This is a genomic window from Acinetobacter sp. S4397-1, assembly GCF_024129285.1.
GTDB classification, from domain to species: Bacteria; Pseudomonadota; Gammaproteobacteria; order Pseudomonadales; family Moraxellaceae; genus Acinetobacter; species Acinetobacter lwoffii_C.
On record NZ_JAMXXZ010000012.1, the window covers coordinates 1 to 15,523 of the forward strand.

Consider the following 15,523-nt stretch of genomic DNA (forward strand, 5'->3'; position numbering starts at 1 on the left):
GAAGTGAAACCTCTTTGCGCTGATGGTAGTGTGGGGTTACCCATGTGAGAGTAAGTCATCGCCAGCTCATTATTCAAAATCCCCCTGCTAATCAGCAGGGGGATTTCTTTTTTATAAAAAGAAAAATAAGAACAATGGTTTGGATGTCCTGCGAGAAAAATAGAGTGCAAAGAAAGGAGTTGAGAGTATTCATCTTTAAACTATAAATAAGTGAAGGTGAGTGTGGAATTTATAAAAACTATGCTATAACAAATAAAACGGCATAAAAATTGCTTATAAAATGAGATTTCTATAATAGGAGGGTACATGAAATTATCAGTGGGCTTGAAAATTGCAAACTCGCTCTCCTTAACTCCGCAGCTTCAACAAGCGATTCGCTTATTGCAATTATCCAGCCTGGAGTTGGAACAAGAAATACAATTACAACTAGACAGTAACCCTTTACTAGAAGAAGTTGAAGAGCAAATTATCACTGAAAATCTCTCAACGATTGATGTGGATCAGCAAGATTTAACCCATGCGTTAAATGCAGATCATCTTCCTGATGATTTACCAGTTGATACAGATTGGGATGATGTTTATACCCATCAACCTACCAGTCTCAGCGCAGCGGATTTTGAAGAGCGTGAGGATAATCGCCAGAGGCAGCAAAGCTTGCAAGAACATATGCTTGAGCAGATTAATCTTTTACACTTTTCCAAGGTTGATCAGCTCATTGCCTACTGTATTGTTGACTCGCTAGATAATAAAGGTTTTTTAGATACAGACATTGCAGAGATTACCGCCTCGGTACAACAATTGCTTGCCTCTATGGATTATGAGGAAGTGGTTGAAGAAGATGAAGTGTCGGTGGTGTTGAAACATATTCAACGCCTTGATCCAGTAGGGGTTGGAGCAAGGAATCTGGCAGAATGCCTGCTGATTCAGCTTGAAGGTGTAGCTGTCACTACGCCTTGTAGACAGGATGCAATAAAATTATTGCAGCATTATGAGCTGCTCATTAGTAATGAATTACCGAAGTTAATTAAACAGACCGGTTTAAATCAGGATCAACTGCGTTGTGCGCTTGATCTGCTTAAGACACTTAAACCTTATCCGGGACAGGAGTTCGAGGATAAAACCTGCAATTATCAGATTCCGGATGTGGTCGTGAGGAAAAAAAATGGTCGTTGGCATGTGGCTTTAAATCCGGATGTAATGCCAAAGCTTAGACTCAATTCTTTTTATAGCAATATGATCCGTCGGGCCGATCAGAGTGAGGATAATCAATATCTGCGTAACCAGATGCTGGAGGCAAAGAATTTTATTAAAAGTATTGATGAACGACATAAAACACTCTTGAAAGTGGCCTGCTGTATTGTTGAACATCAAAAGGCATTTTTGGAAATTGGTGTAGAGGGCATGAAGCCGCTGGTATTGCGTGATATTGCGGAAGAAGTTGAGTTGCATGAATCGACTGTTTCTCGTGTAACCACCAATAAATTTATGCTGACACCGCGTGGTCTGTTTGAGCTGAAATATTTCTTTTCAAGTCATGTCAGTACGACTTCTGGCGGTGAAGCTTCCTCAACAGCCATTCGCGCTAAAATTAAAAAATTGATTGCAGAAGAAAATGTACGTAAACCTTTATCCGATAATGCCATTGCAAGTTTATTAAAAGAAGATGGTATTGATGTAGCACGTCGTACAGTTGCAAAGTATCGTGAATCGTTACATATCCCGTCATCTTCTGAACGAAAAGTCTTGATCTAAGCTTAAAAATTTGACTATTCTAAAGATTCATTATGACCGTGTAATGAATCTATTTTATTTTGAGGCGCAGTAAAATAATTTAATTCCCAATTTTATATGTTGAATAAGCGTATTAGGTTATTTTCTGGGACTCGTCTAATCCTAACGAAGGTGAGGGATAGAATTATGCAAATAACAATTCGTGGACATCATTTATCAATTACACCAGCAATTGAAGAGCGTATAAAAAATCAGTTTTCGCAAATGACCAAACACCTCGATCAGGTGAATAGTATGCAGGTAAAACTCTCCAAAGATCATCAAATAGACAAGCGCTCAAAAAAAGGCAGCAGCAATCATATTGCCGAAGCGATTATACGCTTACCCGGTATTGAGTTTTTTGCTCATGCCAATGCGGATGATATGTATACCTCAATTAAACTGCTGACAGAAAAATTAAAACGACAAATTGATCGTTATCGGGAAATGCACCTGCATCAGCAGGTTTTAATGGGCTAAATAGCCCAATATAAGAAGGAGGCTTTTTAAAAGCCTCTTTTTTTATGCGTATAATGGATAGACTAATGAACTATTTTTTCTATTTATAGTAAAATGGCTGGTTTTATACCCTTAGCCTTATAAGAGGTCTTGTGATGAATAGTGAACAGCTCGCTGAAATTTTAAAAGCCGCTTTCCCCGAGGCGGATGTTGCTGTGAGTGGTCAGGGCGGAAAATTTGATCTCCGTATTGTGGATGATCAATTTGAAGGTAAGCGTCCAGTTGCACGCCAACAAGCTGTTTATGCTCCTCTCAATGCCCATATTGCCAGTGGTGCAGTTCACGCAGTAACAATTCGCGCGATGACAAAAGAAGAATGGCGCAAAGCAAGCTTATTTGGAGCTTAATCATTTAATGGATAAATTTTTAATTCAGGGCGGTATCAAGCTCGAAGGTGAAGTGCGCATTTCTGGTGCCAAAAATGCGGCACTTCCTTTATTGGCAGCAATGATTCTTGCTGACTCTCCAATTACATTAAGAAACGTACCTTGCCTTAAAGACGTAAAGACGCTGGTCAAGCTGATTGCAGGCCTAGGTATTACTATGTCCTATGAAGGCGACACGGTCGTTGCAGATACGTCTACATTAAATAATCAGTTTGCACCTTATGAGCTGGTAAAAACTATGCGTGCCTCTATTTTAGTGCTGGGTCCATTATTGGCGCGCTATGGCAGTGCAAAAGTTTCTTTACCGGGTGGCTGTGCGATTGGTTCACGTCCAGTCGACCAGCATTTAAAAGCCCTTGAAGCTTTAGGGGCAGAAATTGAAGTTGAAGCTGGTTATGTCAATGCCAAAGTCGCTGGGCGCCTTAAAGGGGGTGAAGTCGTTTTTGATATGGTAACCGTGGGTGGTACAGAAAACATCCTGATGGCAGCGGTATTAGCCGAAGGCGTGACCACCATTCGTAATGCAGCCCGCGAGCCTGAAATTACTGATCTTGCGCAAATGCTGATCAAAATGGGTGCCAAGATTGAAGGGGTAGATACTGATACGCTTGTTGTCACAGGTGTTGAAAGCCTGCACGGCTGTGAATATTCGGTAGTTGCAGACCGTATTGAAACGGGCTCTTATCTGGCGGCTGCGGCGATCACTGGGGGCCGTGTGAAGACCACGCATACTGATCCAGTTTTAATGGAAGTGGTATTGGAAAAATTCGAGGAAATGGGTGCAGAAGTTACCCGTGGTGATGACTGGATTGAGCTGGACATGATGGGTAAACGTCCAAAAGCCGTCAGCTTTCGTACTTTGCCACATCCAGAATTCCCGACAGATATGCAAGCACAATTGATGGCTGTGAATGCCATTGCTCAGGGTTTTGCCACCATTTCTGAAACGATTTTTGAAAACCGATTCATGCATGTACCTGAATTGGCCCGTATGGGTGCAAATATTCAGGTCGAAGGTAATGATGCTGTAGTCACAGGTGTGGAAAAATTATCTGCTGCACCAGTCATGGCGACAGATTTACGTGCTTCTTTTTCTTTGGTTTTAGCAGCATTGGCGGCCGAAGGGGAAACATTGATTGACCGTATTTATCATATTGATCGCGGTTATGAAGAAGTCGAAGCAAAACTACAAGGTCTAGGCGCCCAAATTAAGCGAGTAAGTGAATGAGCGAAATGAGAAACGATGATCCAAACTTTGACGTAATGGGCAATTTTGATCATGGTTTAACTTTAGCACTAAGCAAGGGCCGTATCTTAAAAGAAACTTTACCGCTGCTTGAAACAGCAGGGATTAATTTACTTGAAGATCCGGATAAATCGCGTAAATTGATTTTCCCAACTACCCATAAGCAGGTACGTATTCTGATTTTACGTGCCTCTGATGTACCGACTTATGTGGAAAATGGTGCAGCAGATATTGGGGTTGCGGGTAAGGATGTGCTCATGGAGCATGGTGCGCAAAATGTCTATGAGCCTTTGGACTTAAAGATTGCCAACTGCAAACTCATGACTGCGGGTAAAGTGGGCATGGTTCGACCGAAAGGCCGTTTAAAAATTGCCACCAAATATGTAAATCTGACCCGTCAATATTATGCCAGCCTTGGCGAACAAGTGGACGTCATTAAGCTCTACGGTTCAATGGAGCTTGCTCCATTGGTCGGTTTGGGCGATTACATTGTTGACGTAGTGGATACTGGCAATACGCTACGTGCCAACGGCCTGGAGCCTTTGGAGGAGATTTGCAAAGTATCATCACGTCTGATTGTCAATAAAGCCAGTTTTAAGCGTAAGCAAACATTATTGAATCCGATTTTGACACAGCTAGAACAAGCCGTTGAAGCACGTGAGCAGGCAAAAAAAGCCTAGTTCCATGCCATGAAGAACCGCCCCTTGAGGGCGGTTTTTTTATATTTGGATCAGAACCCCTAAGTCAAGATAAGTCCGCGACAAATTGATACCGGCCAACTTGATAGAGGCAAGATGCTTTAAAAATATTTTATAGGTAAGGGAGAATCTAGTGAAAATGCTGCAACAAAGCAAACAGGAGTCTTTTTCCAGATTACAGTTAGAATCGGTCGCTTATATTGATTGGCTACCATTGATTGAGAAGCTGATTTAATCTATTGCTATAACTGGGCATGTGTCGATGCAAGACTGAAACAATAACAGGCACCTGCAGGATTAAATTCATCGATTGTACTTGAACAACATGGCGCTTTAAATTGGCTGCTCCAGCATGATAATGATTGGGACCACCCGGATGTCAGCACTGAGTACCCGATTTTGGCAAGAGTAAAAGTAATTTCCAATCAGTTCAAGTTGAAATGCCGATGTTATCTTGTCCACAATCACATGGAAACAAGGTAAACTAATCTTTTCCATATCAACCTTGTGGGTAAATTGATGCGACGTTTATCGACTCAAGATCAGAACTTCAAGCAGGCTTTTGCTGACTTGTTGGCTTTTGAAACAGTGAGTGATCCTGAACTTTTAAAAACCGTAGACCAAATCATTGCAGACGTACGTCAGCATGGTGATGCTCATGTTCTTAAACTTACTCAGCAGTTCGATCGACATCCAGCGCATCAATTTTCAGATCTGGAACTGACTCAGGAACAACTTAAAGCGGCATTTGAGGGTTTAACTGTAGAAGTCCGTGAGGCGCTGGAGCTGGCTGCGAGCCGTATCCGCGAATTTCATCAGGCCCAGAAACAGGACGGCTGGACCTATATTGATGCCTTGGGTAACACACTCGGTCAAAAAGTTACACCACTGGATCGTGTGGGTATTTATGTGCCTGGTGGTCTGGCGTCTTATCCATCTTCTGTGCTGATGAATGCTATACCTGCACACGTTGCGGGTGTGTCTGAAATTGTGATGGTGGTGCCTGCACCGAATGGTGAACTGAATCCTTTAGTCCTTGCAGCAGCCTATTTGGCGGGTGTACATCGCGTCTTTACCATTGGTGGCGCACAAGCCGTGGCAGCCTTGGCTTATGGTACAGAGACCATTCCTTCTGTTGATAAAATCACAGGACCGGGAAACCGTTTTGTCGCTGCGGCAAAACGAGCAGTGTTTGGTCAAGTTGGCATTGACATGATTGCAGGACCTTCTGAAATTTTAGTCTATGCAGAAGGCGAAAATAATGCTGAATGGTTGGCAATGGATTTATTGTCACAAGCTGAGCATGACACTGTGGCACAAGCCGTTTTCATTACGCCAGATGAAGCATTGTTAAATGCAGTCGGAGAATGGATTGAAAAACATTTAGAAGCACTGCCAAAAGCAGATATTGCACGAACTTCAATTGATAACCGTGGTGCATTGGTTTTAGTCAAAGACCGTGCTGAAGGTGCTGAGCTGATTAACCAAGTTGCGCCTGAACATTTAATGCTGTGCTTAGATGAAGCTGAGGCAATGGCAGAAGATATTCGCCATGCGGGTGCCATCTTTATGGGGCGCTATACTCCAGAAGCGATTGGGGACTACTGTGCAGGACCGAACCATGTCTTGCCAACCTCAGGTACAGCACGCTTTTCATCACCACTGGGTGTCTACGATTTCCAAAAGCGTTCCAGCCTGATTATGTGCTCTGAAGATGGTGTGAAAATCCTAGCCAAAACCGCTGATATCTTGGCACAGCAAGAAAATCTGGATGCTCACGCACGTTCAGCACGCTATCGTTATCAATAATCGAGTTTTCCCCACATTCTAAAACAATACCAAACCCCTTCTCCCTCAGGGAGAAGGTTAGGATGAGGGAGAATACAAATAATTTCTCAGTTGGGCGTTTATCTCTCCCAAACCCTCTTCTGAAGAGAGAGGGCTTACCCTGATGTAAGTTGAGTATAAAGAGAAAGAAAATGTCAAATATCACTACAGAACAAATGCGTTTTTGGAGCCCTGAAGTATGTGAGCTAGAGCCTTATGTACCAGGGGAGCAGCCCAAAATCCAAAATTTATTAAAATTAAATACCAATGAAAACCCATATCCGCCTTCTCCAAAAGTGGTGGAAGCGGTGCAAAAAGTGTTAGCCAATTCAGCAGATGTATTACGTTTATATCCAGATCCAGATGCTGCCGAACTCAAACAGGCCATTGCAAAACAGCAAAATGTCGCTGTTGAAAATGTCTTTGTGGGTAATGGTTCTGATGAAGTGCTTGCGCATATTTTTAAAGCATTTTTTGTGCAAGAGTTGCCCTTGCTTTACCCGGATATTACCTACAGTTTCTATCCGGTCTACAGTCAATTCTTTAGGGTGAAAACCAAGGCTCTGCCATTAAATGATGACTTTGAGATTGTGGTAGATGATTATAAACAGCCAAATGGTGGGATTATCATCACCAATCCAAATGCGCCAACTAGTATTGCCTTAGGCTTGGCAGCGATTGAAGAAGTACTTCAGGCCAATCCAAACTCCGTGGTTGTCATTGATGAAGCCTATGTGGATTTTGGTGCTGAATCTGCCGTCAGTCTGGTGGAGAAATATGAAAACTTGGTGGTCTGTCAAACAACGTCGAAATCTCGGTCGCTTGCAGGCTTACGTGTGGGTTTTGCCATTGCACAGCCACACTTAATTGCAGCACTGGAAGCAGTAAAAAACAGTTTTAACTCTTATCCGATGGATCGTTTTGCCATAGCTGCGGCAGTAGCCTCTTTTGAAGATCAGGCTTATTTTGAAGCACAAAATCAGAAGGTGATAGCCAGTCGTGAACAGCTGATTGCCCAATTAACTGAAATCGGATTTAAAATTTTACCATCGAGTGCCAACTTCATTTTTGTAACCTTGCCTACAAAAGATGCGAGTGAATTAGCAGCAGAATTACGTGAACGAGGTATTATTGTACGTTACTTTAATAAACCGCGGATTAACCAGTATCTACGGATTACTATTGGAACGGATGAGCAAAATCAGCGTTTAGTCAATACATTGAAAAATGATATTTTGGCCTGATTCTATCTCTTTTAATCTTCCTTTTATCAACACAAACTCTTGTCTTTTCTAACAGGAGAGTGAGACAAAATTTGAATCTAATAAAAGCGAATCTCAGGATTCGCTTTTTTGTAGATTGGGCATATACCAGGTATTTAATAAATCTATCATGGCTGAAACTTTATCAAAGCATTCCTGATATTCAGCATCACAATCAGAGGCAATGGTAATACCGCCGCCTGCCCATAAGGAAATATCTTGCTGGTACTTCTGAATGGAGCGAATCAGAATATTCCAGGAGCCTGTACCATCCTGATTAAAATACCCCATCGAGCCACAATAGGCACCGCGCGGAGCACCTTCTAGTTCTTTAATGATCTGCATGGCACGAATTTTGGGAGCACCGGTAATTGAGCCGCCGGGAAGGGCAGACATTAGTACCTCAAAAGGGTTTACTTCAGGTTTCAATTTTGCTTCCACCTCGCTCACCATATGATGTACTTGATTAAAGCTTTCAATATTAAAAAGTTTTGGTGTTTTAACTGAACCTGTTTCCGCATAAACACTCAGATCATTACGTAACAGGTCAACAATCATGACATTTTCTGCCATATCCTTTTTTGAAGATTGTAATCTTTGTTTCGATTGTTCATCCTGAACTGGATCACTATAGCGTGGCATAGTGCCTTTGATCGGTTTGGTGATGATTTTGCGATTCGCTTCAAAATCAATAAACAGCTCGGGCGAACAGCTTAATAATTCAAAATCGTTAATTTTTAAATACCCTGAATACGGTGCATCAGTCAGTTGCCAAAATTTTGAGGCAGTTGCTAATAATGAGCCTTCGGCCTGAGCCACAAACTCTTGGGTTAAGTTAATCTGATAACAGTCACCAGCAACAATATAATCCTGAATTTTTTGAAATGCCTGATCATAGGTAGATTTATTCCAGCGTGGTTGACAGAGGTTTTTAAGTTGAAGTTCTGGCAGATGGGAGGGCTGAATTAAAAGGAGCTGAATATAATTAAACATCTCGTCTGCTTGAGGATCATCACTATAAAATATCCAGTCCCCGGCAATCGGTTTAATATAAGAGTTAAATTGACCTAAAAATAAAGCAGGCTGGGATTTATTTGGATAATCAACCTGCTGTTGAGCAGCATAATCATAGCCAATAAAACCGACATAGCCTCCTGAAAAACTATTCGTTTCATTTGTCATTGTATGCTGATCATGAAGGAAATTTATATCAAATTTCATATTATGAGGGTGATATTGATCAATACCGATTCTTTTAAATCCCCTCACTTGTTCAGCCTGAACAATAAAATATTCCCGTGCACAGCAGGCAATAAAAGGTTGGCCATCATTATTTAAATAGACCAGATGATCTAGGCTGTTTAATGTAGACAGCATATCTTCAAGCAAAGGAGATAGAACTTTTAAAGGACGTTGATACAAGGTCTTGGTCATGCAAATTAATAGATTTCGAGATGACCTGTTATTTTATATCAAGCAGCACAAAAAATACTTTTAAATCGCCAAATACCGTTTGTCGGTAAGCCGTAGATTGCGACCAACGACAGTTGATCAAAATCCGCCTCAACGCTAAGTTAAGTGGGCGAGCAAAATTACTCAAGGAAAGATGTTTTGGGTTGTTAGAAAATAAAAAAATACAACCTGAACACTGAGTGATTCACAACCAAAAAAAATAGTACTCTTGGGAGAGTAAACAATGAAAAAATTCACTAAATTAGCTTTAGCGACTTCAATTGCTTTCAGTGCAAATGCGATGGCGATGCAAGCCATGGATGATGCATCTCTTAGCGCCACAACGGGTCAAGATGGTATCAATATCGGGATCGGTATTTCAAAAATTGAAATTGATAAACTTTTTATTCATGACAATGATGGTTTAGATACTAGCCCTGCGGGTGGAACAGCTACAGCGGGTGCCATTGTAATTAAAGGTGATGGCAAGGCCGGCAGCGTAAATGAAAATCATGGTCTCGTCATTGGTGCAAACTATGACTCCCTGTTGGCGTCTAAGAACTTGGCTGATTTGCAGATTGACTCGGATGCGGGTAATACTGCCAATGGTGGGGCATTCTTAAATATTGCTGCGCAAGTTTCAGGTTTAAAGATTAATATTGGTGAAATTGGTGTAGCTGCATCGAATGCTATGCCAGATGCAAGTGCGACTTCTATCCGTCGTGGTGCTTCTACAAGCAATTATAATGCGATTTTAAGTGGCCTGGAAATCGTAACCGGTACAATGGATGCGAATATTCAGGTCGGTGCTGCTCCTCAAGGTGCAATGATCAAGTTAAATACAACAATGGTGGGCGGTCTGGAAATCAAAAACCTAGGTATCCTTGATAACTCGACAAAAGGTAAATCTATTGGCGAGGTTACAGTTGGCGGTAATACTGTTTCTGTAGCTCCTCAAGAAGCGGGTGAAATCTTTATCGAGAGTATCAAAGTGGCTGATGCAAACTCTAAAGATTTAACCATTAGTCAAAATATCTCCGTATTTAATGATGCTTATGTTGGCCCTTCTACCACGGTCGGTAAGGCTGCACATCTCCGTATCGTAAGTAATGATACGGGGGCAAAAGACCAATATATTAAAGGCATCCATTTAGGTAGCCGCACCGCAGGTTCAATTGGTGATATGGAAGTCCAAGGTCTTCAAACTTATTATTCGCCAACTGCTGGCACATATACAAAAGGCGCAGTTATTACGATTTCTGGTCGTTAATATTGCATAAAAAAGCGCGTGTTTACACGCGCTTTTTTTACGCATAAATATTTATCTGAAAAATAAAAAAATGCTGTTTTTTTTTGAAAAAAAAGGTATCTTGCTAGTTACAAGGAAGTAGAGTGAATACTCTATAAAAATAAAAGTAAGCATATTCTGCTGATGATAAGAAAAGTTAATAAATATGTTAGAGATTGCGTTGGGCTCGGCATTGATATATTACGCTGCCAAAGAAGCTCTGGATATTAAAAAACAGCCGCAGGGAGCTGTTCACTATACTGAAGTTCTTGATTCACGAAATGATTCTTTTGTGCGTATGCACCGTGAACCGGTAGAAGTCAAACCTGCTATTTTCGAGCAGTTCCAGGGAATTGTACGCCAAGCTTATGATTATAGCTGCGGTTCCGCTGCACTCACCACCTTGCTGAATGGTTATGTAGGCACACAATTAGATGAAGAGCAGGTGATGAATGGTCTGATCAAATTTGGTGAAACAGACAGAATCATTGAGCGCCGTAGCTTTTCTCTTCTTGATATGAAGCGTTTTGTGGCTGCTTTAGGTTTGGAAAGCGGGGGGTATCGTGGTGAGTTCGACGATTTGGTCAAACAGGGGCAGCCTGCAATTGTGCCTATTTCTTATGCAGGATTTAAGCACTTCGTTGTTTATAAAGCTTATAAAGATGGACGGGTTTATGTAGCTGATCCGGCATTGGGGAATATCAGTTTTGATGTACAGCGTTTTAAAGATATTTGGGAAAATAACACTCTCTATTTAATTAATGTGCCAGAACAATATCGAAAAAATTTCTTGACCTTAAAAGACACCGATATGCGGCATGTAGAGGATGCAACGATTAACCGTTATGCCTTGGTTGACCTGCAGTATCCACAATTTTATATGGATAAAATTGCTGATAAAGCTTCAACAATCCGTATGGACCGTAATCGCAATACAGAATCAGAGCAATTTGGGGAATATCAATATAATTTCCTAAGGCTGTATTACAAAAACAAATAAAACCAGAACCTGGCTATAAAAATTAAAATGGTGAAATGGATATGAATGGTAAATGGATGAACAAGACGTTTTTGGTACTCAGTATTCAAATGGTAATGGGAGTTGCATTTGCTGCTGAAGAACCTGCATTGGGTGAATATGAAAGTGTGGATGAAGAGGTCATTGAAACTGCTACAGCAGCTCAAACCAGTCAAGTTGAATCATCTTCTGTTGAAGATGTAAAGCTGGGTGCAGATGAAATAGTCCAGGAAGAAATAGCTACTGACACTACAGCCTCTGTAGAAACTCAAACGCCAGCCCAACCTCAGGCAACACAAAGCACCAATGCCTCTCAAGCCTTACAGCAACAAGAGGGCGATACTACTCAGGCTGGAAATTTAGAAGAAGTATTTACTTCAAATGAGCGTCAATATTCACTGATTAAAAAAGGTGAGATTTCCTCTTATTATGATATTGATTATACCTATTATCGAGATACTCAGCTTGATATGGAAATGGCGCAAGGCCAACTTTACCAGCTACGTGTCCAGGAAAATGCAACGCATAGTCTGACCAATACATTCACTTTTCAATATGGTTTAAAAGATAATTTAACTTTAACAGCATCCTTACCTTTGGTGGCGAAAAGTGATCTGTTAAAAGACACCTCTACGGCGGGACTTGGAGATATTAATTTAGGCGCACGATGGGAACCCTTCCCGCTAAAAGCTGGCCGTTTACCACTCATTTTATTTGGCAATATCTCGACCAAAACTGGTGAAAGTCCTTATGAAATTAATGCCGCAACGGATCTGGCAGCAGGTAAGGGTTATTATTCTGTTGGTATAGGTGCAAGTACGCGCAAGTATATTGATCCGGTGGTTCTCTTTGCTTCCGTCTCGGCAAACTATGGATTCAAAGAATCCGGTTTAAACCAAATTCGCGGCCGACGCATCATTGAAGAGTTTGATCCAGGCATTAGCGGTGGTTTTGCTTTCGGTTTTGCCTATTCATTTAATTATGATGTTTCGATGACCATGTCTTATCAGCAAAGCTTTAACACGGGCGCAGAATTTAGCTATAACACGGGCGAGAGCTATTCGGCTGCAGATCAGACCAGTTCAACTTTTGCAATTTCTCTAGGAGTGCGGGTGTCTCCAGAAACGATTGTGAATGGAACCTTGGGCTTGGGTTTGACAGAAGATGCACCAGATGTTTCGTTGGGGCTTTCCTTCCCATTGGATATTTTAGGTTTCGGCAAGAAAATCAGTTAAGAGGGCTGTCGTATGAAGAATATTCGACTCAGCCCGTTATTAACAGGAATTATTCTTGCGGGCTGTTCAAGTTATACCTTTGCACAGTTGGGAACCAACCTTTCGGTTGATTTGCGTGCATTGTCCATGGGGAATGCGGTGACTGCAGACCCTCCAGGGGTGAATGCCATTCACTTTAACCCGGCAGGACTTACCAAGATTGATGGTCTGCAAACCGAGCAACAAATTATTATTGCAGATTTCAATATTCAGCGTGAGTTTAGTGTTCCAGCAGGCTATAACGTCTTCGGTTATTCTGATGATCCTCTAGTCTGTCACGACGGACCAGAAGTTTCATCTGACCTGTGTACCGACTTCAAGGGACCAGTTAACGGCGATGTAGAATATGTCAGCCTGTATGTGCCTATTCTGAAAAAAATGGTGGATTTGGGAGAAGGTTTGCCGATTGCGGCACCGACGATGGGAGTCGCTTATAATCCACCTGGATCGAAAGCAACCTATGCTACAGCTGTATATGCACCTTTAATTGCAGGTTTTGGCCATGAAGATGGTAATCCCGCCAACTTTATGGGACAGCAGGTCGCTTTGGAAAGGATCACTTATCTGTCCCCATCCATTGGTTATGAGATTAATGACCAGCTTTCGATTGGGGCATCTGTGGGAATGTCTTATCAGGCCGTTGCCATGAAAACAGATTTACGTTTTCCGAATGAGCTGATCGGCATGTTACGTATGATTGATGAAGTCGTATGTACACCATTTAAAGAAAACTCCGACATCATTACCGATATTTTATTACTCGGAATCTGTAATGCTGAAGAGGGGATGAATCCATTTGGTAAATTTGGCCAAATGGAGCTGGCACTGGAGCAGAACCTCAGTCCAAGTTATAACTTGGGTATCTTATGGGAGCCAACGGAAGACTTTAGTTTTGGTATGGTTTATCAAAGCGCGGCAAAAATGCGCTTAAAGGGCAAATATCATATTGATAATGCTAAAGCACCTCAGGAATTGATTCGGGGATTAATGACTTCACCAACCGGTCAGATCCTGGCTGCGATTCTGGGCTTTCCCAATTATATTCCTAGCAGTGAATCAGGGCTGGTGGCCATGGATTTTGAATATCCAGCCCACTTTCAGGCCGGTATTAAATATAAACTCATGCCGGATTTACAAGTTAATCTTGATATTGGCTGGACTGACTATAAAGCATGGGAGCAGTTTAAATTTGAATTTGATCGTAGTATTTCTGCTTTAAAAATTGCCAAACTTTTATCCCCGCATGTCACGGATTCTTCGCTTGCCTTGCCTTTAGGATTTGAATCGCCGTGGAACTTCGGCATAGGAGTAGAATATTCAGCAACCGACCGTTTAAAACTACGTGCGGGCTATGAGCCAAGAAACAGTGCAATTCCTAAGGATAAACGAAATACGATGGTTCCTATTAATGGGGCACAGTTATTTGGCCTAGGTCTGGGTTACCGTTTCGATGCTGATACCGATCTGGACTTATCTATTGGCTTTCTGCGCAGTAAAGATAACATTCCTGCCAACACCAGTAGCCTGGCGAATCAGACAGGTGTCAATAACCTGTTGCTCAACCCTTATGCAGGCTTGAATGTCAAAACAGATACCAAGATTACTATTTTAGGTTTGAACTATCGTACACGCTGGTAAGAAAAATATGATGAAAGCAGGGAAGACAGGGTTAAGGCTATTACTCGCCATGAGTTTGGGATCATGGTCATGGTATAGCTATGCTAAAGAGTTTATTAGCATCATTGGTCCGGATGGCCGACCTTTGGTAGTGCCGCGTACTGCGAATGAGCAGAAAACTAAGACAAAAAAAGTTCAAACTGCTCCAGTATCTCACTCTTCTCCCAAAGTCCTTTCCCAACAGGCACGGCAGAAGTCACAGAGTGCATCAGAAAATAATGTGACCAAGGCTGAGCCAGAAATGAGGTTGGTACAACCAGTACAACTACGAGCTAAAGTCGGGTATCCAGAGGTAGAGGCAGCTACACAGGTAACAAGTTTTTCAGCTTCCAATGTATCTCAATCCAAACCTCAGCAAGCTGTCACACTTCCTCATCCCACACCAGCTCCAAAGAGTGGATTTAGTCACATAGATGGCGTGGATTATGTAGAGAGTGAATATCTGGAAAGCAAAGAGTTTAATTTAGAAGGCAAAAAGCGTTTTTACAGTATGCCGGAAGGAGTGGTGGATAAGAATATAGGATCAACCCGAATACAAACGGTTGAGCGTGAGAAAGGCGTTGGGCAGTCTATTCTAAAATCTTTATTTGCTGGTCCGAGTGTAGATACGGCTCCTATTACACTTGCGCAAAGCTATTATCGTATTTCACAGTCAGAAACTGTTGAGAGTCTGGGACAGCAATGTTTTAAGCATAAAAAAGTTCAGCAGGCCAAACACATGATTGTAGGTAAACGTATCAATTTATGGCCACGCGCACCTTTAAAGGCGGATGAGTTTGATTTTGAAATAGTGAGGCTTGATCCGGGTATTAAAAATGTACAGATTCAGTCTTATGCAGCGCGCCAGCATAATCCTGCTTATTACTGGCCATTTGCAGTATTTTTAGATCAGAAAGCTTGTGTACTCGAAGGAGCAGGGGGCTTTAAAAGTCAGCAACAAGCAGCGAATATTATACGACATGAGTATATTGAAGGGATTATCCAGGTCCCAGAACAGGCTCGTTATCTGTTATTAACGCCATTAGCTTCAGCGATTGATATTGAAGACAAGCAGCTCACTAATTACGGACAATTAAAACTGGTCGCAATTCGTTAAGGATAATTTG

Annotated in this window: 13 protein-coding genes and 1 pseudogene; 13 read left to right on the top strand and 1 reads right to left on the bottom strand. The window is 41.8% G+C overall.

Going from position 1 to position 15,523, the window contains the following annotated elements:
* The first annotated feature begins 306 nt into the window (after nt 1-306).
* The 8 genes and pseudogenes from NI467_RS07955 to hisC all read left to right on the top strand — a co-directional run bounded on the left by NI467_RS07955 (nt 307) and on the right by hisC (nt 7,690).
* Nucleotides 307-1,752, top strand: a complete 1,446-nt coding sequence (locus NI467_RS07955; RefSeq protein WP_174659367.1) for an RNA polymerase factor sigma-54 — start codon at nt 307-309, stop codon at nt 1,750-1,752.
* A gap of 165 nt (nt 1,753-1,917) precedes the next feature.
* Complete coding sequence (gene hpf / locus NI467_RS07960) at nt 1,918-2,250, top strand: ribosome hibernation-promoting factor, HPF/YfiA family (protein WP_151204339.1); 333 nt, start codon at nt 1,918-1,920, stop codon at nt 2,248-2,250.
* Nucleotides 2,251-2,384: 134 nt separating this feature from the next.
* On the top strand, nt 2,385-2,636 hold the full coding sequence (gene ibaG, locus NI467_RS07965) for a BolA family iron metabolism protein IbaG (protein WP_151204340.1): 252 nt from the start codon (nt 2,385-2,387) through the stop codon (nt 2,634-2,636).
* Between the two features lie 7 nt (nt 2,637-2,643).
* On the top strand, nt 2,644-3,903 hold the full coding sequence (gene murA, locus NI467_RS07970) for a UDP-N-acetylglucosamine 1-carboxyvinyltransferase (RefSeq protein WP_253152176.1): 1,260 nt from the start codon (nt 2,644-2,646) through the stop codon (nt 3,901-3,903).
* Nucleotides 3,900-4,601 (top strand): ATP phosphoribosyltransferase, encoded by a 702-nt coding sequence (hisG, locus tag NI467_RS07975; protein WP_174659370.1) that lies wholly within the window; start codon nt 3,900-3,902, stop codon nt 4,599-4,601. Before murA ends, hisG begins: the two co-directional genes overlap by 4 nt.
* Nucleotides 4,602-4,841: 240 nt before the next feature.
* Nucleotides 4,842-5,006, top strand: a pseudogene (locus NI467_RS07980) (DUF4272 domain-containing protein); the annotation flags it as partial.
* A gap of 120 nt (nt 5,007-5,126) precedes the next feature.
* Nucleotides 5,127-6,428, top strand: a complete 1,302-nt coding sequence (hisD, locus tag NI467_RS07985) for a histidinol dehydrogenase (protein WP_253152178.1) — start codon at nt 5,127-5,129, stop codon at nt 6,426-6,428.
* Between the two features lie 170 nt (nt 6,429-6,598).
* Nucleotides 6,599-7,690 (top strand): histidinol-phosphate transaminase, encoded by a 1,092-nt coding sequence (gene hisC / locus NI467_RS07990; RefSeq protein WP_174659372.1) that lies wholly within the window; start codon nt 6,599-6,601, stop codon nt 7,688-7,690.
* Between the two features lie 93 nt (nt 7,691-7,783).
* Here hisC and NI467_RS07995 read toward each other — a convergent pair whose 3' ends face one another.
* Nucleotides 7,784-9,142 carry an anthranilate synthase component I family protein gene (locus tag NI467_RS07995; protein ID WP_253152180.1) on the bottom strand — a complete coding sequence of 453 codons (1,359 nt, stop codon included), beginning with the start codon at nt 9,140-9,142 and terminating at the stop codon, nt 7,784-7,786.
* A 262-nt stretch (nt 9,143-9,404) separates the two neighbouring features.
* On the opposite strand from NI467_RS07995, the gene NI467_RS08000 reads away from it, so the two are divergent.
* From NI467_RS08000 to filE, 5 genes are all read left to right on the top strand, one after another.
* Nucleotides 9,405-10,430, top strand: coding sequence for a DUF6160 family protein (locus NI467_RS08000; RefSeq protein WP_174659374.1), 1,026 nt, complete (start codon nt 9,405-9,407; stop codon nt 10,428-10,430).
* 184 nt (nt 10,431-10,614) lie between these two features.
* The gene (locus tag NI467_RS08005; RefSeq protein WP_151204347.1) at nt 10,615-11,448 is read left to right on the top strand and encodes a C39 family peptidase; all 834 of its coding nucleotides are present in this window, start codon (nt 10,615-10,617) and stop codon (nt 11,446-11,448) included.
* A gap of 35 nt (nt 11,449-11,483) precedes the next feature.
* Nucleotides 11,484-12,701: a hypothetical protein gene (locus tag NI467_RS08010; RefSeq protein ID WP_174659375.1), complete on the top strand. Its 1,218-nt coding sequence runs from the start codon at nt 11,484-11,486 to the stop codon at nt 12,699-12,701.
* A 12-nt stretch (nt 12,702-12,713) separates the two neighbouring features.
* Nucleotides 12,714-14,378: an OmpP1/FadL family transporter gene (locus NI467_RS08015; RefSeq protein ID WP_253152182.1), complete on the top strand. Its 1,665-nt coding sequence runs from the start codon at nt 12,714-12,716 to the stop codon at nt 14,376-14,378.
* Between the two features lie 7 nt (nt 14,379-14,385).
* Nucleotides 14,386-15,513 (top strand): putative pilus assembly protein FilE, encoded by a 1,128-nt coding sequence (filE, locus tag NI467_RS08020; protein ID WP_174659377.1) that lies wholly within the window; start codon nt 14,386-14,388, stop codon nt 15,511-15,513.
* Nucleotides 15,514-15,523 lie beyond the last annotated feature (10 nt).

What these genes read in the sequence shown, in the direction of transcription:
- ibaG (WP_151204340.1), top strand. Translation starts at nt 2,385, where the DNA reads ATGAATAGTGAACAGCTCGCTGAAATTTTAAAAGCCGCTTTCCCCGAG.
- NI467_RS07995 (WP_253152180.1), bottom strand. Translation starts at nt 9,142, where the DNA reads ATGACCAAGACCTTGTATCAACGTCCTTTAAAAGTTCTATCTCCTTTG.
- NI467_RS08015 (WP_253152182.1), top strand. Translation starts at nt 12,714, where the DNA reads ATGAAGAATATTCGACTCAGCCCGTTATTAACAGGAATTATTCTTGCG.
- NI467_RS07955 (WP_174659367.1), top strand. Translation starts at nt 307, where the DNA reads ATGAAATTATCAGTGGGCTTGAAAATTGCAAACTCGCTCTCCTTAACT.
- murA (WP_253152176.1), top strand. Translation starts at nt 2,644, where the DNA reads ATGGATAAATTTTTAATTCAGGGCGGTATCAAGCTCGAAGGTGAAGTG.
- hisC (WP_174659372.1), top strand. Translation starts at nt 6,599, where the DNA reads ATGTCAAATATCACTACAGAACAAATGCGTTTTTGGAGCCCTGAAGTA.
- NI467_RS08010 (WP_174659375.1), top strand. Translation starts at nt 11,484, where the DNA reads ATGGATATGAATGGTAAATGGATGAACAAGACGTTTTTGGTACTCAGT.
- NI467_RS08000 (WP_174659374.1), top strand. Translation starts at nt 9,405, where the DNA reads ATGAAAAAATTCACTAAATTAGCTTTAGCGACTTCAATTGCTTTCAGT.
- hpf (WP_151204339.1), top strand. Translation starts at nt 1,918, where the DNA reads ATGCAAATAACAATTCGTGGACATCATTTATCAATTACACCAGCAATT.
- NI467_RS08005 (WP_151204347.1), top strand. Translation starts at nt 10,615, where the DNA reads ATGTTAGAGATTGCGTTGGGCTCGGCATTGATATATTACGCTGCCAAA.
- hisG (WP_174659370.1), top strand. Translation starts at nt 3,900, where the DNA reads ATGAGCGAAATGAGAAACGATGATCCAAACTTTGACGTAATGGGCAAT.
- filE (WP_174659377.1), top strand. Translation starts at nt 14,386, where the DNA reads ATGATGAAAGCAGGGAAGACAGGGTTAAGGCTATTACTCGCCATGAGT.